We start from the raw sequence: 25,362 nt of genomic DNA, 5'->3' as shown, positions 1-25,362 counted from the left end.
CCCAGCGCTGTCGGCACCGCCGGCACAGAGACCGCCACCCTGCCCACGCTGCGCCTGCCCTCCCCCGAGGGACAGCTGCTGGACTACACGATGTCCGGTCCCGCAGACTTCGCTCCGCCGAGCAAGCCGCTGACCTCCCGGAAGGTCTACGCCGCGGCACACGTGGTGCCGGTGATGACCGCTGAGAACGTCCCCGGCGCACCCGCGCAGCTGGACTGGGAGGCCACCCTGGCCTACCGGCATGAGCTGTGGTCCTACGGGCTCGGCGTCGCCGATGCCATGGACACCGCCCAGCGCGGAATGGGTCTGGACTGGGCCGCGACCCAGGACCTGATCCGCCGCTCCGCCGCCGAGGCCGCCACCGTGGTGCGCACGCAGCGCCACCCCGCGGTGATCGGCCGCTCGGTGCGGGACCTGATCGCCTGCGGCGCCGGCACCGACCAGCTCGATCCCAGCTCCGTCGAGCCGGGACGGACGGGGCTGCAGGCCGTGCTCGCCGCCTACCAGGAACAGCTCACGGTGGTCGAGGATTCTGGGGCCAAGGTCATCCTGATGGCCTCCCGCGCCCTGGCGAAGGTGGCCGGCGGACCCGAGGACTACCTCGCGATCTACTCACAGCTGCTCGATCAGGCCAAGGAGCCGGTCATCCTGCACTGGCTGGGCACCATGTTCGACCCCGCGCTCACCGGCTACTGGGGCTCCACCGACGTCACGGCGGCGACCAGCACGTTCCTGAAGCTGATCCAGGACAACGCCGAGAAGGTCGACGGCGTGAAGGTCTCGCTGCTCGACGCCGCCCATGAGAAGCAGCTGCGCGCCGACCTCCCCGAGGGCGTGCGCCTCTACACCGGCGATGACTTCAACTACCCGGAGCTGATCCACGGCGAGGACGGCGTCCACTCCGATGCGCTGCTGGGCATCTTCGCGGCGATCTACCCGGCGGCCTCGGCGGCGCTGCAGGCCTATGACGCCGGAGACCCGGAGCGCGGCCTGGAGATCATGGACTCCACCCGGGCGCTGGGCAAGCACATCTTCGCCGCCCCCACCCTTTACTACAAGACCGGCATCGCGTTCCTGGCCTGGCTCAACGGCCACCAGAGCGGCTTCCAGCTGGTGGGCGGGCTGCACTCAGGACGCTCGCTGAGCCACCTGGCACATACCTTCGTGCTCGCCGACCAGGCCGGGCTGCTGCGTGACCCGCAGCTCGCGGCCGAGCGGATGACCTCGCTGCTGAAGACCGGAGGACTGGGATGAGCTTCGAACTCTCACTGAACACCGGCACGACCCCGAACCTGACCCTGGAGGAGGCGGCCGAGGCGGTCGCCGCCGCCGGGCTCAAGCACATCGGCCCCTGGCGGCACCTGCTGGAGCAGGCCGGCGGGGCCGAAAAGGCTGCAGGCATCATCGCCGGCGCCGGCCTCACCGCCACCACTCTGTGCCGCGGCGGGTTCCTCACCCCGGCGGACCCGGAGGGCCGCCGGGCCGCCCTGGAGTCGAACCGCGCCGCGATCCGCGAGGCGGCGACCATCGGGACGGGCGAGCTGATCATGGTGGTCGGCGGACTGCCGGCCGCCGCGCATCTCATCGGCGGCCGCGGCGACGCCGCGGAGAGGAACAGCGCGGACAAGGACATCCTCGGGGCCCGGGGACGCGTCGCCGAGGGCATCGCCGAGCTGGTGCCCTACGCCGCCGAACACAAGGTCCGACTGGTCCTGGAGCCGCTGCACCCGATGTACGCCGCAGACCGCGCGGTGCTCTCCACCCTGGGCGAGGCCCTGGACCTGGCGGCCCCGCACCCGGCGGAGACGGTCGCCGTCGTCGTCGACACCTTCCACGTCTGGTGGGACCCGCAGCTGCGCGAGATGATCGCCCGCGCCGGCGCCGAGCACCGGATCGCCAGCTATCAGGTGTGTGACTTCAACCTGCCGCTGGCCGCGGACGCGCTGAAGTCTCGCGGCATGATGGGCGACGGCTACGTGGACTTCCCGACGATCAGCCGCTGGGTGGCCGAGGCCGGCTACACCGGTCCCGTGGAGGTCGAGATCTTCAACCAGCAGATCAATGACCAGGACGCCGCGACCACGCTGGAGACCATGAAGCAGCGCTACGCCCAGCTGGTGCTGCCCTCCCTGGAACAGTCCCCCGCCGGGACCCCCGCATGAGCACAGCAGAGCTGAGCTCGGCCGATCCGGGCCTGGAGAAGCACGACGTCGAGAAGTCGGACCTCGCGGCGTCGAGCGAAGCCGTCCGGACCGTGGTGCTGATCGGTCTGGACGGCTTCGGCCGTCAGCACCTGCTCAACCTTGCCCGGCTCGCCGAGCTGGGCAAGGTCCGGCTGATCGCCGGCGTCAGCTTCTCAGACCCCGGGCCCGAGGTCCGCGGGGACATTCCGGTCTTCGAGACCTTCGCGCAGGCCCGGGCCGCCGGTCACCAACCCGACATCGTGATCGTCTCGACACCGATCAACACACACAGCGAACTCGCGATCGAGGCGCTGCGCTCCGGCGCCGACGTGCTGCTGGAGAAGCCGCCCACGGCCACGCTGGAGCAGTTCACCCAGCTGCAGACGGTCGCCGAGGAGGTCGGCGGACGGGTCCAGGTCGGCTTCCAGTCGCTGGGCTCGCATGCGCTGCCCGCGATCACCGACCTGCTCACCGGCGCCCAGGGCGAGCCTGGGGTCATCGGGCGGCTGCGCGCCGTCGGCGCCACCGGCCTCTGGGTGCGCAGCCTCTCCTACTACCAGCGCTCCCGCTGGGCCGGGCGGCGTGAGATGGACGGAGTCCCGGTGGTGGACGGGGTGGTCACCAACCCGCTGGCCCATGCGGTGAAGACCGCCCTGCACATCGCCGGAGCCAAGACCCTCGAGGATGTGGCCTCGCTGCACACCGAGCTGCATCACGCCCACGACATCGAAGCCGACGACACCTCGATCGTGGCGCTGCGCACCCGCGCCGGGATCCCGGTCACGGCCGCGCTGACCCTCTGTGCTGCGCAGCAGCAGGACCCCTGGATCACCATCTCCGGGACCGAGGGCGAAGCGATCTTCTACTACACCCGCGATGAGCTCGTGGTCCGGCCCAACCCGCAGCGACCCGGCTACGCCGAGGTCGCGCCGCAGACCTATCAGTTCGAGCGCACCAACCTGCTGGAGAACCTGATCGACGTGCAGCGCGGGGCCCGCGACGACGACGGCGCCCCGGTCACCCTGCTCTCCCCGCTGCGCGATCAGGGCGCCTTCATGCAGGTGCTCGAGGCCGTGCGCACCGGGGACGCCCCGGCCGGGATCGACTCCGAGCATGTGCAGTGGCTCGGAGACGACCAGGAGGCCCACCCGGTGATCGCGCACATCGAGGACTACCTCGCCCGCGCGATCAAGGCGGCCCCGTCGAGCTTCTCCTCGCTGGGCGCACCCTGGGCCGCAGAGCCTGCCGGTGCCGGCGAGCTCAGCGTGGTCCGTGGCGAGCAGCGCAGCCCGGTCGCGACCCTGCGCACCGGCGCGGACATCTCCCCCACGGACTCCCCGCGACCCTTCCTGGATCAGGTGCGGACCCTGGGCGGCGTGGTGGTCACCGACCAGCAGCCGCTGGATCACACCTGGCACCTCGGCGTCGGGGTGGGGCTGCAGGACGTCAACGGCACCAACTTCTGGGGCGGACGGACCTACACCCGTGAGGCGGGCCGCTACATCTGGCGGGAGGACCACGGCCGGATCGAGACCACAGACCAGCGGCTCCTCGAGACCGGTGCCGGCACCCAGCTCACCAGCCAGCTGGTCTGGATCGACCCCGCCGGCACCGCGCTGCTGCACGAGCAGCGCGAGGTGACGGTGTCCGGCGGACCCGCTGCGAGCGCCTGGGACATGGACTTCTCCACCACCCTGCGCAACCCCGGAGAGCTCGACGTCGCGCTGGGCAGCCCCGGGTCCAACGGGCGGGTCGAGGGCGGCTACGGCGGATTCTTCTGGCGGCTGCCCGCACTGGGCGCCGCGGAGTTCTTCACCGCCGAGGCCAGCGGGGAGGACGCCGTCCACGGCAGCCTCACCGACTGGCTGGCGGTCAGCGCCGAGTTCCTGCCGCTGCCCAGCCGCGCGGGCGGCCCCGGCGAGGCCACGCTGGTGTTCCTCCGCGAGGAGTCGAACCCCGACCCGTGGTTCGTCCGCCATGCCTCCTACCCGGGCGTGGGAATGTCCCTGGCCTGGGACGCCACAGTGACCCTGACCCCCGGAGAGCAGCTGACCCGCCGGGTCCGCGTGCTCATCCTCGATGGCCGGCTCGATGCAGAACAGGTGGCTCGACATGTGCGCTGAGAACCCAGTCGCGACGGAGTTCGCGACCAAGCATGCGCGATTGGTGCGCATCCTTGAAGAGCGCGGCGCCGACGCGCTGCTGCTGAGCTCCACCGGGGCGCTGTCCTGGCTGCTGATCGGCGCGCGGGTGCACATCTCGCTCGCCGGACCACCGATCCTCGCCGCCGTGGTGCATCGCGACGGGGTCGAGGTCGGGGTCTTCTCCAACGAGTCTGGCCGGATCCGCGAAGAGGAGGTCGGCGCGCTGCTGGAGGGGTCCGGGCCGCTGCTGCGAATCCACGAGCTGCCCTGGTACGGAGATCTCGGCGCGACCGCGGACTGGCTGCCCGGCAGCGCCCCGTGGGAACTGTTGGACGAGGACGCGGCGGCACCGCAGCTGCGCGCCGCCCGGGCCGAGCTGCTCCCCACCGAGATCGAGCGGTATCGCGGCCTGTGCACCGATGCCGCCGTGGCGCTGACCGATGTGCTCACCGAGGTCACCCCGGAGACCACCGAGCGGGAGCTCGCCGCCGCGCTGGCCCCCCGCGTCATCGACGCCGGGGCCGACCCGGTGGTGCTGCTCGTCAACGGGGCCTCCCGAGCCGCCCACCGCCACCCGCTGCCCACCGACGCCGGACTCGGCCACCGCGCCATGGCCGTGGTCTGCGCCCGCCGCGGCGGGTTGATCGCCAATGTGACCCGCTGGGTCGGCTTCGAGGCTCCACGCCCGGGTGAGGCCGAGTGGGACGCGGCGATCAGCGCCGTGGAGGCGGACGCGTTCGGCGCGCTGGTCCCCGGCGCCGAGCTGGCCTCGGTGCTGCAGGAACTCAGACTCGCGTACCCGCGTCACGGCTTCGACCCGCAGGAGTGGACCCGGCATCACCAGGGCGGCGCCGCCGGATACCAGGGCAGGGACCCGAGGCTCAGCCCGGGGGTCCCCGACCTGATCCATCCGAACCAGGCCTTCGCGCTGAATCCCACCGGCTTCGACCCGCAGCGAGGCCTCCCGGCCAAGGTCGAGGACACGGTGGTGCTGCGCACCGACGATGCGTCCTCGGCCTGGATCGACGTGCTCTCGGTCGACCCGCGCTGGCCCACTGTGGAGGTCTCCGGACGACCGCGACCCGGCGTTCTGCGTCGCTGAATCACCTCGACTACGCTGAAGCGTGGCAAAGCTCACAACACGAGAAGGAGAACATCATGACCGGACCGATCGTCGTCGGTGTGGACGGAAGTCCGACAGCCCAGCGCGCCGCCCATAAGGCACGCGACCTCGCGCTGCGCCTGGAGGTGCCGCTGCACGTGGTCTCCGCGCACACCGATGCCACCATCGAGCACGTGAACAGCGGCTCGGACCAGTGGGTCGTCTCAGGGGCCGACAATGCGCTCTACATCGCGGAGAGCGTCGTCAAGGGGCTTCGCACTCCGGGGCTGAAGATCCAGGCGGGCTCCGCCCAGGGGAAGCCTGCAGAGGCGCTGATCGACTACGCGGAGAAGACCGGTGCCGAGATGATCGTGGTCGGCAATCAGCGGATGCGCGGCGCCAAGCGGGTGCTGGGCAGCGTGGCCAACTCGGTCTCGCACACCGCCGCCTGCGACGTCTACATCGCGAACACCTACTCCGAGTGACCTCAGCAAACTGAGCACCACGATCAGAGGCCCGTTCCGCTCGATGGCGGAACGGGCCTCTGGCGTCTCAGAGTGCCAGACGTACGGCCGCGTGACACCGGAGGGCACTGCCGCGCGGGCATCTGAGGACACGCCGACGCGTCAGTCCGCGCGCACGCCCGGCTCCCCCGCCAGCTCGGTGCGCCAGGACCGGGTGGGCTCCCAGCCGAGCACCTCTTTGGCCTTGCTGATCGAGAACGCCGGGGAATCCCCGGTGAGTCCCTCCGCCAGGTGGGCCAGCGCCGGGAAATGCTCAGGCACCAGCTCGGCCAGCGGTCGGCGCGCCATCGCGTCCTTGGCGCCGACGAAGAACACCGCCCCGTTCTGGACCCGATCGATGTTGGCCAGCGCGGTCAGCAGGAAGTCCGTCACGTCGCGGGCGTCGACATAGTTGAACAGCGCCACCGCCGAGAGCGCCGGATCATCGAGCCGTTCCGCGATGGTGTGGCCCTGCTGGGTCGGTGCGCCCGCCCACTCTTCGGGGGCGATGACGTAGCAGGGGCGGAAGCTGATGAACTTCACGTCCTCGGTCTGCTGGGCGAACATCGCCGCGACCTGCTCGGCCACGTACTTGCTCAGCCCGTAGGCGTGCCAGGGCTGCGGCGTCACCTCCTCGTCCAGCGGCAGCCGCGGCGGGACCCAGCCTGCTGGTGAGCCGTACCCCATGATCGAAGGGCTCGACGCGATGATGACCTTCTTCGCCCCGGAGGCCACCGCCGCCGCGGTGACGCTGTGGGCGATGCCCGCGTTGGTCCGCAGGATCACCTCCTCGGGGGCGCTGAAAGGCACCGCGATGGCCGCCAGGGAGACCACCGCGCTGGGCTTGAGCTCCTCGAAGAGCGCTCGCGTGGCCGCTGCGTCAAGCAGGTCGATGCTGCGGTAGGTCACTCCTTCGGCGGGGTCCTCGGGCATCGACTGGTCCAGGCTGATCACGTCGTGGCCTGCCTCGGTGAAGCCGGCGACCACGCTGCGCCCGAGCCGACCGGAGCCTCCGGTGATGATCACCCGCTCAGACATCTCGCGCTCAGACATCGGCCGCGGCCTCCAGTCCCAGATCGAGGTCCGCGACCTTCACGGCGCTGCCGGTGGCCAGCGACTCGTTGCCGCAGACGCCGACCGCGATGGCCTGGATCCCGTCGACGAGTCCTGCAGGGCGCTTATAGGGATCCTCACCGGCGCCGCGGAAGACGTCCGCCAGCAGCAGCCGGTCACCGCCGCCATGGGCGCCCTCGCCGTTGACGATCTCGAGCTCTCTGGCCTCTTCCCAGTGCCGCTGCAGCAGCAGCCGCTCGCCCTTGGCGCGCAGCCGGTTGGACTGGGCGTCGTCGCTGACCGAGGGGTCCACCGGGGAGCCCCCGGCTGCGGGCAGCACCGCCGCCCGTTCGATCACCTCCAGTTCGAGCCGGCCCTCGGTGCCGTTGACCGCAACCCGGTAGCCCTCCCAGGGGCTGTGCGCGTTCAGCGAGTAGTTCAGGATGGCGCCGCGGGAGTAGTCCACCACCAGGGCGAGGTTGTCCTCGATGGTGATTCCGGGGGAGAAGACGTCCTGGTCACGCCGGTATCCGTCGTGGTGCTCATTGTTCAGGTACAGCGCCTGGAGCCGTTCGTCCGAGCGCAGATCCAGCGCGAAGGGGTCGGTCTCTGAGCCGTCCCGGGTGCCGCGCTCGGCCGCGTCGATGCCGCGCTTCGACGCCGATTCGGACCCGTAGAACTTCAGCCCACCGGAGGCATAGACCCGCTGCGGGGTGTCGGCGATCCACCAGTTCACAAGGTCGAAGTGGTGGCTGGCCTTGTGGATGAGCAGGCCCCCGGAGTTCTCCTTGATCCGGTGCCAGCGCCGGAAGTAGTCGGCGCCGTGGACGGTGTCGAGCACCCAGGTGAAGTCCACCGAGGTGACCTCGCCGATGCTGCCGTCCTGGATGGCCGCCTTCAGCGCAGTGTTGCGTGGGGAGTAGCGGTAGTTGAAGGTCACGATGACCTCGCGCCCGGTCTCGCGCACGGTCTGTGCGATCCGGGCGCTGGCCTCGGCGCTGACGGTCAGCGGCTTCTCCACGACGACGTCGGCGCCCGCGGTGAGCGCCTCGACGATGTAGTCCGCGTGGGTGAAGTCGGGGGTGGTGATGATGACCCGATCGATGCCCTCGGCCTGGATGTACCCGGTGAGCGTCCCGGGGTCGAAGCTCGCCGGTCGCTGGCTGTGCTCGGTCTCGACCTGATCCTGGTAGAAGTGCACCCGTCCCGGGTTGGTGTCGGCCAGGGCCACGAGCTCGGCCACGTCGGCATGCGGTCCGGCGATGGCGTGGATGTACATCTCGCACCGGTTGCCCATGCCCAGAATCACGTAGCGGGTGCGGGCCGGCTGGGACGAGGCCTCCTGGGCTGAGGGATCTTCTGCTGTCGTGGGGTGTGCTGTGGCTGCTGCGCTCATGGGGAGCCGCTCCTTGATGCTGGTCTCGAGGATGGGGGTATCGCGGGGTGTCGGGGAGGTATCGGTGGGTGTCAGCGAAAAAGCGACCGCCCGCCGTCGTGGACGGGGACGGTCGCTTCTCACGGAACCGGCGGGGTGCTACTTGATGCCGGTGGTGGCCATGCCCTTGATCAGGAAGCGCTGGCCGAAGAGGAAGATCAGGAACAGCGGCAGGATCGAGACGATCGACATCGCGAACATCCCGCCCCAGTTCGATTCTCCGGTGGAGTCGATGAACGCCGAGAGTGCCAGCGGGACCGTGTACATGTCCGGCGAGGTCAGGAAGATCAACTGGCTGAACAGGTCGTTCCAGGTCCACATGAACGTGAAGATCGTCGTGGTCGCCAGCGCCGGGATCATCAGCGGCAGGATCACCTGGAGGAAGATCCGGATGTGCCCGGCGCCGTCGATGCGGGCCGCCTCATCCAGGTCCTTGGGGATGCCGCGGATGAACTGGATCATCAAGAAGATGAAGAAGGCATCCGTGGCGAGCATCTTCGGCACGATCAGCGGCAGGAACGTGTTCACCCAGCCGAGGTTCGAGAACAGGATGTACTGCGGGATGATCACCACGTGCACCGGCAGCATGATGGTCAGCAGCATCAGCGCGAACATCGGCTTCTTGAACCGGAAGTCCAGCCGGGCGAAGGCGTAGGCCGCCATGGAGCACGAGACCAGGTTCGCCAGGATCGAGCCGAAGACCACGATCGCCGAGTTCATCAGGAAGTGGCTGAAAGGGTGGCTCAGCGCGTTCCAGCCCTGGACGTAGTTGTTGAACTCCAGGGTGGTCAGCAGGATGCCGGGTTCGCGGAAGATCAGATCGTTGGGCCGCAGCGAGGAGACGAGCATCCAGAGCAGCGGGTAGATCATCACCAGCGAGGCCAGGACCATCAGGATGTGCTTGATGACCGCTTTCACACCCCGCTTGCGCGGGGAGGTGGAGCGCATCGGGCGCTTCTCGTTGGAGGCGCTCGTGGCGGCGTCGGCCAGGGAAGATGTCGCGACGGACATCTCCTTCTCAGCACGGGTGTCCGTGATCGCGCCGGACTTGGTGCCGGTGGAGGAGGTGTAAGTGGAATCAGTCATCGTAGTGCACCCAATACTTTGAGAGCCAGAAGTTAATTACCGTGATGGCGGAGATGATCAGGACCAGCAGCCAGGCCATGGCTGAGGCGTAGCCCATGTCGAAGCGGTTGAAGCCCTGCTGATAGAGGTACAGCGTGTAGAACAGCGTGGAGTCCGCCGGTCCGCCTGTGCCGCCCGAGACCACGAAGGCCTGCGTGAAGTTCTGGAACGCGCCGATCAGCTGCAGGACCAGGTTGAAGAAGATGATCGGGGTCAACAGCGGGATGGTGATGGAGAAGAACTGCTTGAAACGGTTGGCCCCGTCGATCGCGGCAGCTTCGTAGTACATGTCCGGGATCTGCCGCAGACCGGCGAGGAAGATCACCATCGGTGCCCCGAAGGTCCAGACGTGCAGGATGATCAGCGTGGAGAGCGCGGTGTCTGGACTGGAGACCCAGCCGCGCCCCTCGATGCCGACCATCTCGAGCACCTGGTTGATCAGGCCGCTGTGGCCGAAGATCTGGCGCCACAGGACGGCGATCGCGACGGAGGATCCCAGCATCGAGGGCAGGTAGAACACCGAGCGATAGAACGGCAGGGCGCGCATGCCGCGGTCGAGCAGCATCGCGATCGCCAGCGAGACCGCCAGCTGGATCGGCACGCCGACCAGCACGTAGGTGAAGGTCACCTGGATCGAGTTGTGCAGACGATCATCCCCGATCATCCGGGTGATGTTCTCCATCCCGATCCACTCGGGAGTCTGCAGCAGGTTGTAGTCGGTGAACGCGAGGTACAGCGAGGCGGCCATCGGGAACAGCGTGATCCCGAAGAGTCCGATGGTCCACGGGAGCAGGAACAGGTGTCCCGGCTTATTGTCCTTGTGCTTGCGGCGCTCACCTTTGGGCCCCTTGCGAAGCTGCTGAATCTCGGCGACGACACTCATGGCGCCACCTTTCCGCTCACCTGGGGATCGGTCTGCGTTCGCAGGCCCCTGTGATGTATCTGGGACAGCACGGCTGCCTCCTCGGGAGTGATTGGGAAATCGCTTTCCAAACTGGGTCGTGACCACCGTAAGATAAGTCACATTGTGAGGTCAAGCACATCAACCGTTTCAGACAAAATGGGAGCCCTTCACAGCGCGGGTCTGCAGAGCCAGATTCTGCATCGTTCCAATGGAGCCGCAGAAGCGCGGGGGCGACGGACGGCAGACGGAAAGCGAGCCCGGAATCGATACCGGTTGAGCATCAATTCATGTCGAGAGCAGCTGTGGACCGCATCACACCCGATGGCTAAGCTCGAACAGGCCGACGCCAGGGGCCTCCCGCCTCACACCGCCACACTCTCCAGGAGGACCTGAATGACCGAGAAGAAGCCCGTCGTGGCGGGGATCGAGCTGTTCCTGGTGTCCATGCCGTTCAGCGCAGGTCGCCGCGTCCTCGGTGAGGAGTCCATCGACGAGTACAACGCCTCGTCCCAGACCTTCACCCAGATGGAATCCCTGATGGTGAAGGTCACCGACGCGGACGGCCGCAGCGGCTGGGGGGAGGCCTTCGGCCACCGCACCAACCCCGCCTCCTGGGCCGCGCTGGAAGACATCGTTGGGCCGTTTTATCTGGGCCGCCCGGCGGACCCCTGGAGCACCCGCCGCGATGCGGAATACGCGTTCCACGCATTCGGTCGCACCGGACCGGTTCACTACGCCCTCTCGGCCGTGGACACGGCGCTGTGGGACCTTGCGGCTCAGCGGGCGGAGAAGCCGCTGCGCAGACTCCTCGCCGACTCCCCCCGGGACGAGATCGACTGCTACGCCTCACTGGTGCACTACGGCGAGGACCCCGTGGAGGTGGCCCATCACATCGGCCGCGCCCAGGAGCAGGGCTACACCGCCTTCAAGCTCCACGAATCCTCCGCGAAGGCGATCGCGGCCGCGCGCCGCCAGGCGGGCCCGGCCGCGGCGCTGATGACCGATGTGAACTGCCGCTGGTCGCCGCAGGAGGCCGCCGAGGCGATGGAGGCACTGGCACCGAGCGAGCTGCTCTGGATGGAGGAGCCGATCTTCCCGCCCGATGACACCGAGGCGCTGCGGTCGCTGAACCAGCGGTTCGGGGGGATCTCGGCCGGGGAGAACGCCTCCGGGGTGCAGGGGATGATCGAGCAGATCCGGACCGGGGCGGTGGCCTTCGCCCAGCCCAGCGTGGGCAAGATCGGGGGGATCTCCGCGATGTTGGAGGTCTTCGCCGCAGGGGCTGAGGCCGGCGTCGGCGTCGTGCCACACTGCTTCTATTACGGGCCGGCCCTGCATGCCTCGGCCGAGCTGATCGCGACGCTGGGCCCCGAGGTGCAGCTGGAGGTGCCCTTCCTACAGTGGAGTGATCAGCTGCACGCGTTGCACGGCGCCGGGCCGCGGATCCGGCTCTCCGAGGAACCAGGGTTGGGATTCCAGCCCGATGATGAAATTCTGCACAGACACCTGACCCGCCGCGCCACGCTCTCCTGAGCCTGGTGGCTCGCGACCCGAAAGGCTCCCCTCCATGAGCACCACTGCGGCTGCCGTGCAGCGCATCGTCTGCGTCCCCGACTCCTTCAAGGGATCCGTCACTGCTGCTGAGGCGGCCGCGGCGATGGCCCGTGGGGCACGCCAGGTCTTCGGCGCGGCAGAGATCGTGGAGGTGCCCTTCGCCGACGGCGGCGAGGGCACCTTGGAGGCGCTGCTCGCCGCCTGGGGACGTTCGGCGCAGACCCTCGAGGTCAGCGACGCGCTGGGTCGGCCGGTGACCGCGCAGTACGGGCGCTCCGCCGACGGGCGCACCGGGGTGATCGAGGCGGCGCAGGGCAACGGGCTGCCGCAGGTCTCCGATGTGGCGCCGCAGCCGCTGCGCGCGGACACCTTCGGGGTGGGACTCATCGCGCGTGCCCTGCTGGATGATCCCGACTGTGCCGAGATCCTGCTCTGCATCGGCGGATCGGCGAGCACCGACGGCGGGACCGGGCTGCTGCGCGCCCTGGGCGCCGAGTTCCTGGATTCCGCGGGCGACCCCGTGGCCCCCGGCGGCGGCGGACTGAGCCAGATCAGCTCCGTGGACCTCACCGATCTCGACCCGCGGGCCCGCACGGTGGAGTGGCGCATCGCGGTGGACGTGGACAACCCGCTCACCGGCGAACGCGGGGCGGCGGCGGTGTTCGGACCGCAGAAGGGCGCCACTTCCGAGGACATCCGTCTGCTCGACGACGGTCTGGACCATCTCGCGGAGGTGCTGGGCGCCGAGAGCGGCACCGATCCGCAGCGGCTGCGCGAGACGCCGGGCTTCGGGGCCGCCGGGGGCATGCCGCTGGCGCTGTCGGTGCTGCTCGGGGCGAGGGTGCTGCCCGGCTCGCAGATGGTCGCCGAGGCGCTGGACCTGCGGGGAACCCTTGCCCAGGCCGATCTGGTGATCACCGGGGAAGGCTCGCTGGACGCTCAGTCGCTCGGCGGCAAGGTCGTCCAGGCGGTGCGGCGCTATGCGCCCTCCGAGACGGCGGTGCTGGTGATCGCCGGCGGAGTCCAGCTCGGGGCGGCGCAGTGCCGCGAGGCGGGACTCACGGCGGCGTTCTCGATCGCCCCCGGCGCGGCCTCGCTGCAGGATCTGCTGCGCCGGGCACCTGAGCTGATCGAAGAGACCACCGCCCAGGCCTGTGGGCTGCTCAGGCACAGCCTGTCCTGAATCACAGGCTGTCTTGAGTCACAGCCTGTCTTGAGTCACGGCCTGCCCTGAGTCACAGCCGGCGGTGACCCATCTTTCAGCAGGTCACCGCCGGCCCTGATCCCGTGAGTGCTGGATCAGAGGTGGGTCTGAATGTCTGCCTCGTCGCGCAGCTCGTCGACGTGGGCCAGTGCGGCCTCGCTGCGGGCCTCATCGGTGGCCTGCGCCTCAAGGTCCTCGCGCACCTCCTCGAACGGTGGGATCTCGGCGGCTTCTGCCCCCTCAGCGCCTTCAGCACCTGAGGCTTCTTCCTGGGCGGCGACGGCCTCGTCATAGACCTCACGCAGCTCCTCCTCGGAGGGCTCCGGGACCTCGAGCTGCTCGAGCACCTGGTTGATCAGCACCTGGCTCTCAGCATCCGAGGTGAGCTGCTCCTCATCCATGCCCTGCTCTTCATAGGCCTCGATGAACTCCTCGGAGGAGCCCAGGCCCGCGGTCTCCGCGGCGTCCGCGATGATCGCGTCGACCTCCTCCTGGGAGGCCTCATAGCCCTCATCCTCGGCGTCCTGGAGCAGCAGCTCGTTGCCGATCATCGATTCCAGGGTCTGCTGCTTGAGCTGATCCTGGTCCGGCTCCTCGCCGGTCATCTGCGACTGCATCGCCATCTGCTGGAACTGGGACTCGTAGAGCACTGTGAAGTCCTCGCCGCTGAGCTCGTCTCCATTGACCTCCGCCACGACCTCCGGGATGTCCGAGGTGTCCGCCTCAGGCATCTCGGCCTGCTCGCCGCTGGCGCCCTCTTCGGGGGCTGCGGCCCCTTCCTGCGAGCTCTGCTCCTCGGAGCCGGCATCCGCGGACTCGGGGTCGGATGAGTCGCCGCATGCGGACAGCGCCAGCACGCCGGCGAGTGCGAAACCGGTGGTGATCATTTTCTTCGACAAGGCAAGGACCTCCTGTTGGTAGTCGAGCGGGCAACGTAGCACGCTGAACCCGACAGCGAGACCAGGCCGTGTTCAGCTCGGGTTCAGCTCGACGCTTGAGCAGCAGGTGAGCGGATCCGGTGCGCGCCAGCTGCTCAGATCCGAGCCAGCACGGCCAGGATCCCCATGAGGCCGAGCACCACGGTGGCCAGCGTGGTGGTCAGCACGGCGGGCACATCGGCCTCCACCTGTTCCGCCGCGATGCCGCGAGACTGCCGCGAGTACCGCCGCCGCTGGGTCGCGTAGATGGCACCGGCGACGAGGGCGCAGCTCAGCGTCAGTCCCACCGTCCAGAGGCCGTAGTGCGGCAGCCAGCGCAGGAAGACCGCGCCCACCACCGCGAAGAGCATCATGGTCCGGCCCCAGGAGAGGACCGTGCGTTCGGGCTGCAGGCCCGGATCCGCATGCAGCGGCGCCGCGGGGGACATCAGTCCAGCACCACCAGCACGATGACCACGGCCATGGCGGCCCCTGAGGCGAAGCTGAGCAGCGGAATGATCAGCGGCATCGGCAGCGGCTGGCCCAGCCGCATGCTGCGCTCCACGTTGAGCCAGCGCATCGCCGCGCCGACGCTGATCAGCAGGCCCACGCTGATGGTGAGCACCGAGACCACCGTCCGGTAGGGATCGGCGAACACGTCGGCGGCGAACGCCTCCACCGCGACGCCGCCGGCGAGGAACGCCAGCGCGGTGCGGATCCAGGCCAGGAAGGTGCGCTCGTTGGCGAGGGTGAAGCGCGGGTCAGGCTCCTGGCCATGTGCCAGCAGTCGGGAGCTCAGCCGTCCCCGCTCCCGATTCCCACGCAAAGGATCTTCGCCCACGGGGCCTCGACTCGACGCGGTCCCGCTCGATGGGTCTTCGCTCACGGAGCCTCCTGCTCAACGGTCCGGTGCCGCGGGATGCAGGCACGGCCCAAGTCTTGCACAGCGGGCATAACCGCCTTGGCGGCGCCAGCCCCCCCCCGCTGCCCAGTCAGCCGCGCTAGCCGCGGGGCTTCATCCGGGTGTTGGGCAGCTCCGGTGCCGGCAGCGGAGCTGCCTGGCCGGGCGGGAAGTCCCCGAACTGCGGGAACACCCGGCCGTCGTCGTACCGGGCGTCGGCCAGCGCGTCGCGCAGCCTTCCGTGCACGGGGTTCCCCAGCGCCCCGGCAGGGACCGCGACCTGGTGCTCCGAGCCGTCAGGCCGGGCCGCCCGTTCCGTGGAGCCGGCCTCGGCAGCCCCGCCGAGGGTGTGCAGCGGGGAGTCCTGCGCCGGTGGCTCGAAGCCCATCTCCGCCTGGTAGGCGTTGCGGAACGCCACGATCTCGTCGTGGCTGCGGCCCACGAAGTTCCACCACATCACGATCTGTTCGCCGAGCGGCTCTCCGCCGATCAGCAGGGCCAGGACCGGCTCATCCAGCGCCTCCACGCGCAGAAGGGTGGTGCCGGTGTCGATCACCGCGAGATGGTCCTCACCCACCAGGGCTCCGTTGAGCCGCACCGCGCCGGAGATCCGCAGCAGCCCGTGCTCGTGCTCGGCCGGCACCTCGATCTCGAGCACTGTGCCCGGCTCCAGCCGGAGCTGAGCCCCGGTCAGCGGGATATAGGTCTTGACCGGTGAGCGCTGTCCGAGCAGCTCGCCCAGGAACACACAGGCCTCCCAGCCGGGTCCCTGCACCGGATCCGGGCGGTGGGTCTCCAGCGAGGGCTCCACGAAGCGGTGCGCGTCGGGGAAGGCGTACCAGAGCTGGGCCCCGTGCAGCACCGTGGTGTCGGCCGAGGAGTACTCGGAGTGGCTGATCCCGCGGCCCGCGTTCATCAGCGCCACCTCCCCGGGGCGCACGGTGGCCCAGTTCCCGGCGGAGTCCATATGGTCGATCCGGCCCTCGAAGAGCCAGGAGACGGTGGCCAGTCCGGTGTGCGGATGCCGGGGCACCCGCATGGGCGTGGCCTCGGTGAGGTCATCGGGCCCGTAGAAGTCCAGAAAGCACCAGGCCCCGACGAGCGAACGCGCGCGCTGCGGCAGAGTCCGGCGCACCGTCATCGCCCGGGGCCCACCCAGCGGCACCGTGCGCGGCTCGAGCAGCTCCACCCCGTCCTCTGCGCGGGTGACGCCATCACGCAGACCCTCGAAGGTATAAGGCCCGTTGATGCAGACCTGCTCCTGCGGTTCGGTCTCGGTGCTGCTCATTGCCGTCTCCTTGTCCTGCTGATCGGGTTCGGCCCAATTGTTTCAAAATTGAACGACGAAGCCCAGGCTGTCCGCCCCGGGCGCAGAGACTCGGTCCGTCCCGGCTGGGCCTCAGTCGTCAGAGACTGGCGTCAGCCGTCAGAATCGGGACTGTCAGTCGTCAGAGACCGTGACCGTGACCTCGATGTTGCCGCGGGTGGCCTTGGAATAGGGGCAGAAGGCATGGGCCTTCTCGGCGAGCGCCTCGGCCTGGGCCTGGTCGACGTGCGGGATGACCACCTCGATGACCACGGCGAGGCCGAAGCCGCCGTCGTCGTCCTTGCCGATGCTCACCTTCGCCCCGACTGAGGAATCGCTCACATCAGCGCCCTCGCCGGAGGCGATCTTGCGCAGCGCCCCGTGGAAGCAGGCGGCGTAGCCGGCCGCGAAGAGCTGCTCCGGGTTCGCCCCCTCACCCGAGCCGCCCATCGGCGCGGGAGTGCTCAGATTCAGGTCGATCATGCCGTCTGAGGTGCGGGTGCGCCCATTGCGTCCGTCTCCGGCGGCCAGTGCTTCTGCGGTGTACACAGTCTCGATCGCCATAAAGGGATCCTCTCGATATTCCTGCGGTGTCTGCGGCACCGCGGTGAATCCACCGCGGTGCCGGTCATCCCTATAAAACACCACGCCGCTGTGGGTGGCACAATGGAACATCGTGCGAACTACCGATGCCGTCTGGCTTGCCCCTGGCGAACCACAAGAGATTCAATCTGACCTGGTCAGCCGCTTCCAACAGGAGTACGGCCGGGCAGCTTCGGGTACCTGGTTCGCGCCCGGCCGGGCCAATCTCAACGGCGAGCACATCGATTTCCACGCCGGCCGCTGCCTGCCGATGGCCCTGGCACACGGGACCTATGTCGCCGCGGCTCCGCGCACCGACGGCCAGCTTCGCCTGCGCACGCTCGACGCCTCGCTCGACGACGGGGTCACCACCCTGACCCCGGAGCAGATCGGACCAGACGCCGCGGCAGACGACGCCCACTGGAGCCACTACGTGTCCGGGGTCCTGTGGGCGCTGCGTGAACTGGGCACCACCCAGCCGGCGTTCGCCGTGGATCCGGACTTCGGCGCGGACCTGCTGGTCGTCTCCACGCTGCCGATCGGCGGGGGACTCTCCTCCTCTGCGGCGCTGGAGTGCGCCTCGATCCTCGCGTTCCTCGCCCTGGGCACCCCCTTCGGCCAGGACAACCCGCTTCAGGACCTCAACGCCGCACTGACCCGCCAGAACCGCAAGGACCTCGCCGCCGCCTGCGTGCGCGCCGAGGTCGAGGTCGTCGGCGCCGGCACCGGCGGCCTGGATCAGACCGCCGCGATGCGCGCCCGCCCGGGCAAGGTGCTCTCGCTGGACTGTCGGGACTTCAGCGTCGCCCCGCTGGACATCGGCTGCATCCAGCGCGGGTACCGACTGATCGCCGTGGACACCGGGGAGGCGCACCGGTTGGCTGACGGCCAGTTCGGGGATCGACGGGCCGACGCCGAGGCCGCCGCCCGACTGCTGGGCTTCGACCGGCTGCGCGACGCGCTGCCCGAGCATCCGCGCAAGGCCGACGTCTCCCATGTGCTGGAGGAGTTCGACCGGCTCGCAGAGCAGCTCGAGACCCTCGAGGGGCGCAGCATAGCGGCCTGCCGGCGACGGCTGCGTCACGCCCTGACCGAGATGGTGCGCTCCGAGAAGCTGCACCACCTGCTCTCCGGAGAGGCCTACGGCGTCCGCCACATCGCCTCCACGGTCGGAGACATCCTCACGGCCGGACATATGAGCATGCGCGACGACGCGGAGGTCTCCTTCGACGTCGCCGACCTCGTGGTGGAGACCGCACTGGCTCAGGGCGCCGAGGGGGCCAGGCTGATCGGCGGCGGCTTCGGCGGATCGGTGCTGGTGCTGATCTCCCCCGCTGCGATCCCCAAGCTCACTGCGGCGCTGGAGCGGATCAGTCGCGGCATCCGACTGCTCGACGTCGCGCCCTCGGCCGCCGCGCACGCGCTGTGATCTCGCCGCGAACCGCCCGACGCCGCGGCACCTTCGACCGCGCCGCTGCCCCGGGCGTCCGATGAGCTCTTCCCGCACGGTGCTGCTGACCGGGTTCGAGCCCTTCGCCGGCATGGACCACAACCCCTCCTGGGACGTGGTCGCCGAACTGGCCGCCGTTGCTGAGCGACAGGGGCTGCACGCCCAGCAGGTCCACGGCGCCCTCGCCGTGCGCACGGCGCTGCTGCCGGTGGAGTTCAGCGCCAGCGCCGCGCGGCTGCTCGAGCAGATCACCGCCTGCGCCCCGGATCTGGTGATCGCCGTGGGTCTGGCAGCCGGCACCGAGGCGGTGCGGCTGGAACGCGTAGGCCTGAACCTGCGCGACGCCAGGATTCCGGACAATGCAGGGCACCAGCCCACCGAGGAGCCCGTGGTCTCCGGCGGTCAACCGGCACTGTTCTCCACGCTGCGACTGAAGTCGGCACATGCGGCCATCGGCGCGGCAGGAATCCCGGTGGCGCTCTCCCTCAGCGCCGGCAGCTTCGTGTGCAACAGCCTGCTCTATTCTCTGCTCCACACGGTCCCGACGTCGGTGCCGGCCGGCTTCGTCCATGTCCCGGATCTCACCCGCGAGGACTCACCGGTGAGCCGCGCTCAAGCGGTGCAAGCCCTGGATCTGCTGATCACCGAGTCCCTGCGCCCGGAGCCCGATCTCCAGGCGCCGGGCGGTCAGCTCCACTGAGCTTCTCGGCTGCCCGGCGAAGCTTTACCTCCCGCTCAGCTGATCTCCAGAGATCCTTCCTAGACTCCAGGTCAGAACGGTCTGACCATCCATCCGGCACGGCTCCGCCAAGCGAGGTGCACGAATGTCATCTCATCCCGCACGTTCCCCCCATCGGGGCCTGGATCATCCGACCCCGGCACCGACATCCAAGCACGCCCCTGAACTCGGGCGCTCCAACTCCGACGTCACCGTGGCGATCACCCTGGGCGTCGGCATCGGAGTGATCGTGTTCCTCATGGTTCTCCCTTACCTCGGTGGGATCTGACCCAGCAGTACCGAGGATCTCCCGTGGACATCTCGCTGATTCACCGCTCCGACGCACCCTTACTCCTGGTCAGGCGCTGGTGCCGGTACGCTGACACGCTGTGAGCACCAGCAAGAAATCCGCCGCGAAGAAGCCCGCCGGCGCGTCCTCGGCCCGGGCGCGGAAGAAGAGCACGACGACGACGCGTCGCGCCTCCTCCAGCGCGTCGCGCGCCAGCACCGGATCACGGGCTGGCACGGCCACGCGAAGCACGTCCGGACCCCGCGGCACAGTTTCCCGCGGGGGCGCGACTCGCGCTCCGGCACGCCAGGCTGGGAAGTCCGGCTCACGCAACACCCGCTCCACCGGCAGTACCCGCTCCTCCACCAGCGTCCGTCCCACCGGCAGTGCTCGCGCCCACCGGGGAACCCGCTCCCCCGGCCAGGCACCTGCCGCGTCGTCGTCCGAGCAGCCCGGGCTGCTGCGACGGATCGCCGGGGACTGGGGCCGGTATCTCTGGGCGCTGGTCACCGCCGTGGTCATCGCGGCCCTGCTCTTCGAGTTCACGATGATCTGGACCATCGGCGTGGGCTTCTACATGCTCGCCCTGGGCGAGTTCACCGGGCTGTGGCTGCTTGTGGGCGGCTACGCGATGGCCTGCACCCCGGCGGCCTTCGGCCTGCTCATCGCGACCGGTCAGTTCTGGAAATCCCTGACCCATTCGCTGTGGATCGGCCTGCTCTACGGCACGCTGGGGTTCACCTTCCTCGACGTCATCCTCGACGCCTTCTAGGGCTCTTCTCCGCCCACGCGCTCCTACGTGCCGCGGTGGCGGTCCACCAGCTCTTGGGCGCGCGCAAGCACCAGCTGACGCAGCGACTCCGGGGCGAGGACCTCCACCCCGGGCACGGTGAGCAGCTGGGAGGCCGCGATCTCCACGTCTTCCATCAGCAGCTGGACGCCCGCGCGAGTGGTGTCGGCGGTACGGGTCTCGGCGGCGCTGGTCTCGGGGAGAGTGGCGATGCGGGCGGAGTCCGTGGTCTCGGCGGCGCCCTCGAGCGGCTTCATCGGCGCCCCGGGGGCGGCGGCTCGCAGGAGCTCCACCGCACCGGCCGGCACGGTGACCTGGACCGGCAGGGTGTGCAGCGAGGCTTCGAACGCGGCCCGGGAATCCTGCCAGTGCTGCGCCAGGGAGAAGTCCTCAGGGCGCCAGGCCGCTTCTGGCAGCTCCTCCACCCTCCGGATCCGGGTCACCCGGTAGGTGCGCGGGGTCCGTCGATGCGCCGCCACCAGATACCAGTGCTCACGCTTGAGCACCAGGCCCAGCGGGTCCACGACGCGCATCGCGGCGGCACCGTCGGCTCGCTCGTAGCGGATCCGCAGCCGATGACCGGCCCAGACGGCCTGCGCCACCTCCGGAAGAGCATCCGGGCTCTCGGGTTCGGTGAACCAGGCCTCATGGTCGAGCAGGAACCGCTCCTGCACCGGTTCGATCGCGGCGCTCTGGCCGGTCTTCGCGGTGGCGGCGAGCATCTTCAGCCGCGCCGTCTGGAACTCCACCTCCAGACCGAGGCCGCGCGACCCGGCCTCGCCGATGATCAGAGCCTGCAGCTCCGGAGCGGTCATCCCGGTCAGCGGCGAGCGCCATCCCTCCACCAGGCCGACCCCGCCGCCCGGTCCGGTCCGTGTCCACAGGGGCACCCCCATGGCCTGCAGCGCGGCGATGTCCCGTTCGATGGTGCGCGAGCTGACCCCGTGGTCCGCGGCCAGTCGCGCCACGGTGCTGACCTGCGCGCGGCTGAGTTCGAGCAGGAGCGCCACCAGCCGTGAGGATCGCATGGCAGAAGTCTAGGCAATTTCCGACAGCGGTTGTCGGTAATTGTTGAGAACCTGTTGCTCGACATCCGATGCCACGACCCTTGGAGGACCATCATGTCTGCCCCATCCACTCCAGCCCCATCCACGCCAGCACCGTCCACTCCATTCCTTTCGGCCGCACCATCTACGCTGCCCTCACCGGAGCAGCGCCCCATTGAGGCGGATCCCTCAACGTCCCCCCAACCCCTGACCCACCCGGACCTCTCCGGACGGGTCGCGCTGGTCACCGGGGCCACTCGCGGAGCCGGGCGCGCGATCGCCCGGGAGCTCGCCGCCTCCGGAGCCGTGGTGTACTGCACCGGGCGTTCGACGGCGAACTCCCCTTCCGACTATGGTCGGCCCGAGACGGTGGAAGACACCGCGCGGCTGATCCAGGATGCCGGCGGCACCGCGCATCCGGTGATCGTGGATCATCTGGTGATCGAGCAGGTCCGAGCGCTGGTCAGACGGATCGATGTCGAACAGGGGCGGCTGGACATCCTGATCAATGACATCGGCGGAGAGGCCTATGTGGAGTTCGGCAAGACGCTGTGGGACCACGATCTCACGGCCGGGAAGAAGCTCTTCGACACCGGGTTCACCACGCATCTGAACACCAGCCACGCCGCACTGCCGCTGCTGATCCGCCGCCCCGGGGGTTTGGTGGTGGAGGTGACCGATGGGACCCGCAGCTACAACGCCTCCCATTTCCGCGAGAGCGTCTTCCACGACCTCACCAAGACCGCCGTGGACCGGCTGGCCTTCGCGCAGGGCCATGAGCTCGCCCCCCACGGCGGGACGGCCGTCTCGGTCTCCCCCGGCTGGCTGCGCTCAGAGATGATGCTCGACGGCTTCGGGGTCACCGAGCAGACCTGGCGCACCGCCGCCGAGGCCAACCGCGGCAAGACCGAGGTGGTCCCGCCCTATGAGTTCGTCATCTCCGAGACCCCGGCCATGCTCTCCCGGGGCATCGCCGCGCTGGCGGCCGACCCGGGACGGGCGAGGTGGAACACCTCCTCGATGAGCTCCTTCGAGCTGGCCCAGCACTACGACCTCACCGACGTCGACGGCTCCCGCCCGGACGCGTGGAGCTTCATCACGACGCTGGAGACCGCGGACGCCGCGACGCTCGAGGCCGCCGAGTACCGCTAGAAGTCGCGGGCCATGTCCTGGAAGCGGGCGTAGTGGCCCTGGAAGGCGACGGTGATGTCGCGGGTAGGACCGTTACGGTTCTTCGCCACGATGATGTCGGCCTCTCCGGCGCGCTCGGTCTCCTTGTCATAGACCTCGGGCCGGTGCAGCAGCATGACCATGTCCGCGTCCTGCTCGATCGAACCGGATTCACGGAGGTCAGAGACCTGGGGCTTCTTGTCCGGGCGGGACTCGGAGCCGCGGTTCAGCTGGGAGAGCGCGATGATCGGTACGTCGAGCTCCTTGGCGAGCAGCTTCAGGGTTCGCGAGAACTCGCTGACCTCCTGCTGGCGGGACTCCACACGCTTGCCTGAGGAGAGCAGCTGCAGGTAGTCCAGGATCACGAGCTTGAGGTTGTGACGCTGCTTGAGCCGGCGGCACTTCGCCCGGATCTCCATCAGCGACATGTTCGGGGAGTCGTCGATGAACAGCGGCACATCGTTGAGCCGGTCCACCGCCTCAGACATCTTCTCCCAGTCCTCGTCGCGGATGTTGCCCTTGCGCAGGTCCGAGAACAGGATCCGGGACTCCGCAGAGAGCAGACGCATCGCGATCTCGTTGCGGCCCATCTCCAGCGAGAAGAAGGCGGCGGTCATCTTGTTGTTCACCGCAGCCGCGCGGGCGAAGTCCAGCGCCAGGGTGGACTTACCCATGGCGGGACGGGCGGCGATGATGATCATCTGTCCGCCGTGGAATCCGTGGGTCAGGTCGTCGAGTTCGCGGAACCCGGTGGGGATGCCGGTGAGCCCGCCGTCGTGGGCGGAGTTGGTCTCGATCTCGTCGATCGTGGGGCCCAGGATGTCGGAGAGCGCGACGTAGTCCTCGCTCTGCCGGTTCTCGGCCACGTTATAGATCTCGGACTGCGCCTGGTTGACGATGCCCTCGACCTCACCGTCGGCGGTGTGTCCGAGCTGCACGATCTTGGTGCCGGCGTCGACGAGTCGACGCAGGATGGCGCGTTCCTGCACGATCTGGGCATAGAAGCCGGCGTTGGCGGCGGTGGGCACAGACTGGGCCAGGTTGTGCAGATAGGCCGGGCCGCCGATGCGCTGGAGCTCGCCGCGCTTGGTGAGATGGTCCGAGATGGTGACCACGTCGGCGGGCTCACCGCGGCCGTAGAGGTCGATGATCGCGTCATAGATCAGCTCATGTGCGGGCCGGTAGAAGTCCGAACCGCGCAGCACCTCGACGACGTCGGCGATGGCGTCCTTGGAGAGCATCATGCCGCCGAGCACCGACTGCTCGGCCACCATGTCCTGCGGGGGCGTGCGGGAGTCCACCCCTGCCGGGGATCCGGTGTCGTAGAGCTCTGTAGTCACCCCTCCACGATACTCGGTGCACGCAGTCCCTCGACCACGGCCTCCAGCCATGTGTGCATGGTCTCCCGAGCCTGTGGGGTATCGGGATAGCGGCAGCGCAGGTGCAGCCCGGTCTCATTGACGACGAACCAGATCATCACCCCATCGGTCTGCACCACCGCGGAGATGTGCTGGGCATTCAGCGCCTCTTCCACGTTGATCGGCAGCTTGCGGTGATCGAGCCAGCTCATCGCGAACATGCCCGGTTCGGCCGGCATCCCGCCGTAGGGCCGCATGATCGGAGCCATCGGATGCGAGCCCAGCCGGATCGCCTCCTTGACGGCCTGGTAGCTGCCGCGCAGGCTCTCGTCGTCGTTCTCCAGCACCGCGTTGGTGATGAACCACCCCACCGAGTCGAACCAGCGCGGCTCGTCTCGGCTGTGCACCGGAAAGACCGTGCGCAGCGGCTGGTCTCCCAGTTCGCGGAAGAGCCGGGTCATCACCGAGACGGCGACGGCGATCAGCCTGACCCCCTCCTCCTTGGCGTGGGCCTCGAGCTTGTCGAGCTCGGCGGAGTCCAGCACGTCCCGGACCTCGACCTTCTCACTCACCGGCAGTGAGATATCGCCCAACGGAAGCGGGAAGGTCGGCATCACCCCACCTCCTGCCTCCAAGATCTCCCGCCAGCGGGTGACGACCGCCTCGGGGGGAAACGGCTTGGCCTCCATCGCCCGGGTGTGCGCCGCGAAGGACTCCGGCATGGGGAGCCCCTGGGCCGCGGGGTGACCGGCCCGCAGGTTGTTCAGCACCGCGTTGAAGTCCCGGACCAGCACCAGCAGCGACCAGGCGTCCACGTGGGAGTGGTCAGCCCCGATGACGATCTGCGGGGAGCCGGCGGTATCGCGCACCGCGGCCGACTCACCGTCGTCGATGACACAGAGCCGGTGCGAGGGCGTGCCGAAGGGGTCGCAGGCGGCGTCGAAGTGGGCACGCAGGGCGGCCTTGACCTCCGCCGCACTGAGATGTTCGCTCGGGGCATCCAGGTGCGCGGTCTGCAGCGCCACCCGGGAGCCGGTGCTGAATCCGATCGGGCTGCGGGGCTGCTCCGGGGCAGCGAGCTGCTCCCAGGTGCCGGGCAGCATCGTGACCTCGCGCAGGAGCAGGTCGCTCACCGGGCCGCCGGAGTCCCCTCCAGGACCGGTGTTGCCGTGATGCGTGTCACTGCGGCGCGGAGAATGCTCCGGCCGCCAGTCGAAGACCGTGCGCAGCGTCCCGTGACGCTGGACCACCACCTGCCAAGCGGCGGCGATCTCGTCCAGGGAGGCGGGGCCATCGAGCTGAAAGGAAACCGCCATCCAGGATCCGGGCCGAGACCCGAAGCTGACATGGCGGTTTTGATCGAAGGACACCGGAAGTCCCCCGGGGGGATCGGATGCCTGGGCACCGGATTCCCAGGGCTCGGCGCTGAAACCGGCGACGGTGCCCTGGCGCGTGGGAATGGCGGCGGCTGGCTGGGCCACCACCGAGTAGCTGGACAGACGTCCGGGCCTGGCGTGCATCTGCGCCACATTGGTCAACCGCATACGGCGTAGTCTAGGTGGCGTTCACTTCGCCGGCATGCTTCCGGCGCAACTTGTTGTCCACCTGAGATGGAGGAGTCGGAGATC

24 protein-coding genes are annotated in these 25,362 nt (G+C 69.0%); 12 read left to right on the top strand and 12 right to left on the bottom strand.

Annotated elements, in window-relative coordinates:
- Nucleotides 1–39: 39 nt before the first annotated feature.
- The 5 genes from ACHAA4_RS13660 to ACHAA4_RS13640 are packed head-to-tail and all read left to right on the top strand — an operon-like array spanning nt 40 to nt 5,914.
- The gene (locus tag ACHAA4_RS13660; RefSeq protein ID WP_435774772.1) at nt 40–1,254 is read left to right on the top strand and encodes a dihydrodipicolinate synthase family protein; all 1,215 of its coding nucleotides are present in this window, start codon (nt 40–42) and stop codon (nt 1,252–1,254) included.
- Nucleotides 1,251–2,162, top strand: a complete 912-nt coding sequence (locus ACHAA4_RS13655; protein ID WP_435774723.1) for a sugar phosphate isomerase/epimerase family protein — start codon at nt 1,251–1,253, stop codon at nt 2,160–2,162. The genes ACHAA4_RS13660 and ACHAA4_RS13655 overlap by 4 nt, the downstream gene beginning before the upstream one ends.
- Entirely contained in the window at nt 2,159–4,306 is a 2,148-nt protein-coding gene (locus ACHAA4_RS13650) for a DUF6807 family protein (RefSeq protein WP_435774722.1), read from the top strand. Before ACHAA4_RS13655 ends, ACHAA4_RS13650 begins: the two co-directional genes overlap by 4 nt.
- On the top strand, nt 4,296–5,429 hold the full coding sequence (locus ACHAA4_RS13645; protein ID WP_435774721.1) for a M24 family metallopeptidase: 1,134 nt from the start codon (nt 4,296–4,298) through the stop codon (nt 5,427–5,429). Before ACHAA4_RS13650 ends, ACHAA4_RS13645 begins: the two co-directional genes overlap by 11 nt.
- Before the next feature lie 56 nt (nt 5,430–5,485).
- Entirely contained in the window at nt 5,486–5,914 is a 429-nt protein-coding gene (locus ACHAA4_RS13640; RefSeq protein ID WP_435774720.1) for a universal stress protein, read from the top strand.
- 141 nt (nt 5,915–6,055) lie between these two features.
- Here ACHAA4_RS13640 and ACHAA4_RS13635 read toward each other — a convergent pair whose 3' ends face one another.
- From ACHAA4_RS13635 to ACHAA4_RS13620, 4 genes are all read right to left on the bottom strand, one after another.
- Nucleotides 6,056–6,985 carry an NAD-dependent epimerase/dehydratase family protein gene (locus ACHAA4_RS13635; protein WP_435774719.1) on the bottom strand — a complete coding sequence of 310 codons (930 nt, stop codon included), beginning with the start codon at nt 6,983–6,985 and terminating at the stop codon, nt 6,056–6,058.
- Nucleotides 6,978–8,381 (bottom strand): Gfo/Idh/MocA family protein, encoded by a 1,404-nt coding sequence (locus ACHAA4_RS13630; RefSeq protein WP_435774718.1) that lies wholly within the window; start codon nt 8,379–8,381, stop codon nt 6,978–6,980. Before ACHAA4_RS13630 ends, ACHAA4_RS13635 begins: the two co-directional genes overlap by 8 nt.
- A 138-nt stretch (nt 8,382–8,519) precedes the next feature.
- Nucleotides 8,520–9,368: a carbohydrate ABC transporter permease gene (locus ACHAA4_RS13625; protein WP_435774771.1), complete on the bottom strand. Its 849-nt coding sequence runs from the start codon at nt 9,366–9,368 to the stop codon at nt 8,520–8,522.
- A 130-nt stretch (nt 9,369–9,498) separates the two neighbouring features.
- The gene (locus ACHAA4_RS13620) at nt 9,499–10,428 is read right to left on the bottom strand and encodes a carbohydrate ABC transporter permease (RefSeq protein ID WP_435774717.1); all 930 of its coding nucleotides are present in this window, start codon (nt 10,426–10,428) and stop codon (nt 9,499–9,501) included.
- Between the two features lie 414 nt (nt 10,429–10,842).
- Here ACHAA4_RS13620 and ACHAA4_RS13615 point away from each other — a divergent pair, with 414 nt between their 5' ends.
- Nucleotides 10,843–11,982, top strand: coding sequence for a mandelate racemase/muconate lactonizing enzyme family protein (locus ACHAA4_RS13615; protein WP_435774716.1), 1,140 nt, complete (start codon nt 10,843–10,845; stop codon nt 11,980–11,982).
- Between the two features lie 34 nt (nt 11,983–12,016).
- Entirely contained in the window at nt 12,017–13,186 is a 1,170-nt protein-coding gene (locus ACHAA4_RS13610) for a glycerate kinase (RefSeq protein WP_435774715.1), read from the top strand.
- Between the two features lie 116 nt (nt 13,187–13,302).
- Here ACHAA4_RS13610 and ACHAA4_RS13605 read toward each other — a convergent pair whose 3' ends face one another.
- The 5 genes from ACHAA4_RS13605 to ACHAA4_RS13585 all read right to left on the bottom strand — a co-directional run bounded on the left by ACHAA4_RS13605 (nt 13,303) and on the right by ACHAA4_RS13585 (nt 16,889).
- Nucleotides 13,303–14,106 (bottom strand): SurA N-terminal domain-containing protein, encoded by an 804-nt coding sequence (locus ACHAA4_RS13605; RefSeq protein ID WP_435774714.1) that lies wholly within the window; start codon nt 14,104–14,106, stop codon nt 13,303–13,305.
- 134 nt (nt 14,107–14,240) lie between these two features.
- Complete coding sequence (locus ACHAA4_RS13600; RefSeq protein WP_435774713.1) at nt 14,241–14,573, bottom strand: DUF202 domain-containing protein; 333 nt, start codon at nt 14,571–14,573, stop codon at nt 14,241–14,243.
- A complete protein-coding gene (locus ACHAA4_RS13595) occupies nt 14,573–14,965 on the bottom strand; it encodes a YidH family protein (RefSeq protein WP_435774770.1) in 393 nt (130 codons plus the stop codon). Before ACHAA4_RS13595 ends, ACHAA4_RS13600 begins: the two co-directional genes overlap by 1 nt.
- A gap of 160 nt (nt 14,966–15,125) precedes the next feature.
- Entirely contained in the window at nt 15,126–16,313 is a 1,188-nt protein-coding gene (locus ACHAA4_RS13590; protein ID WP_435774712.1) for a pirin family protein, read from the bottom strand.
- 153 nt (nt 16,314–16,466) lie between these two features.
- Entirely contained in the window at nt 16,467–16,889 is a 423-nt protein-coding gene (locus ACHAA4_RS13585) for an organic hydroperoxide resistance protein (protein WP_435774769.1), read from the bottom strand.
- Nucleotides 16,890–17,007: 118 nt separating this feature from the next.
- On the opposite strand from ACHAA4_RS13585, the gene ACHAA4_RS13580 reads away from it, so the two are divergent.
- From ACHAA4_RS13580 to ACHAA4_RS13565, 4 genes are all read left to right on the top strand, one after another.
- The gene (locus tag ACHAA4_RS13580) at nt 17,008–18,342 is read left to right on the top strand and encodes a galactokinase (RefSeq protein ID WP_435774711.1); all 1,335 of its coding nucleotides are present in this window, start codon (nt 17,008–17,010) and stop codon (nt 18,340–18,342) included.
- A gap of 61 nt (nt 18,343–18,403) precedes the next feature.
- Nucleotides 18,404–19,063 (top strand): pyroglutamyl-peptidase I, encoded by a 660-nt coding sequence (locus ACHAA4_RS13575; RefSeq protein ID WP_435774710.1) that lies wholly within the window; start codon nt 18,404–18,406, stop codon nt 19,061–19,063.
- 124 nt (nt 19,064–19,187) lie between these two features.
- Entirely contained in the window at nt 19,188–19,370 is a 183-nt protein-coding gene (locus ACHAA4_RS13570) for a hypothetical protein (RefSeq protein ID WP_435774709.1), read from the top strand.
- A 100-nt stretch (nt 19,371–19,470) separates the two neighbouring features.
- Nucleotides 19,471–20,142 carry a hypothetical protein gene (locus ACHAA4_RS13565; RefSeq protein ID WP_435774708.1) on the top strand — a complete coding sequence of 224 codons (672 nt, stop codon included), beginning with the start codon at nt 19,471–19,473 and terminating at the stop codon, nt 20,140–20,142.
- A gap of 23 nt (nt 20,143–20,165) precedes the next feature.
- Here ACHAA4_RS13565 and ACHAA4_RS13560 read toward each other — a convergent pair whose 3' ends face one another.
- Nucleotides 20,166–21,188 (bottom strand): helix-turn-helix transcriptional regulator, encoded by a 1,023-nt coding sequence (locus ACHAA4_RS13560; protein ID WP_435774707.1) that lies wholly within the window; start codon nt 21,186–21,188, stop codon nt 20,166–20,168.
- Nucleotides 21,189–21,281: 93 nt separating this feature from the next.
- Between ACHAA4_RS13560 and ACHAA4_RS13555 the strand changes: the two genes are divergently transcribed.
- Complete coding sequence (locus ACHAA4_RS13555; RefSeq protein WP_435774706.1) at nt 21,282–22,358, top strand: SDR family oxidoreductase; 1,077 nt, start codon at nt 21,282–21,284, stop codon at nt 22,356–22,358.
- Here the strand turns inward: ACHAA4_RS13555 and dnaB are convergent.
- Nucleotides 22,355–23,716, bottom strand: a complete 1,362-nt coding sequence (gene dnaB, locus ACHAA4_RS13550) for a replicative DNA helicase (protein WP_435774705.1) — start codon at nt 23,714–23,716, stop codon at nt 22,355–22,357. The two genes, ACHAA4_RS13555 and dnaB, sit on opposite strands and share 4 nt — an antisense overlap.
- Complete coding sequence (locus tag ACHAA4_RS13545) at nt 23,713–25,278, bottom strand: condensation domain-containing protein (protein WP_435774704.1); 1,566 nt, start codon at nt 25,276–25,278, stop codon at nt 23,713–23,715. Before ACHAA4_RS13545 ends, dnaB begins: the two co-directional genes overlap by 4 nt.
- Nucleotides 25,279–25,362 lie beyond the last annotated feature (84 nt).

Source organism: Nesterenkonia maliinae (assembly GCF_051262655.1).
Classification (GTDB): domain Bacteria; phylum Actinomycetota; class Actinomycetes; order Actinomycetales; family Micrococcaceae; genus Nesterenkonia.
Note: the sequence above shows the minus strand (reverse complement) of the source record. Positions and strands in the feature narration are given on the sequence as shown.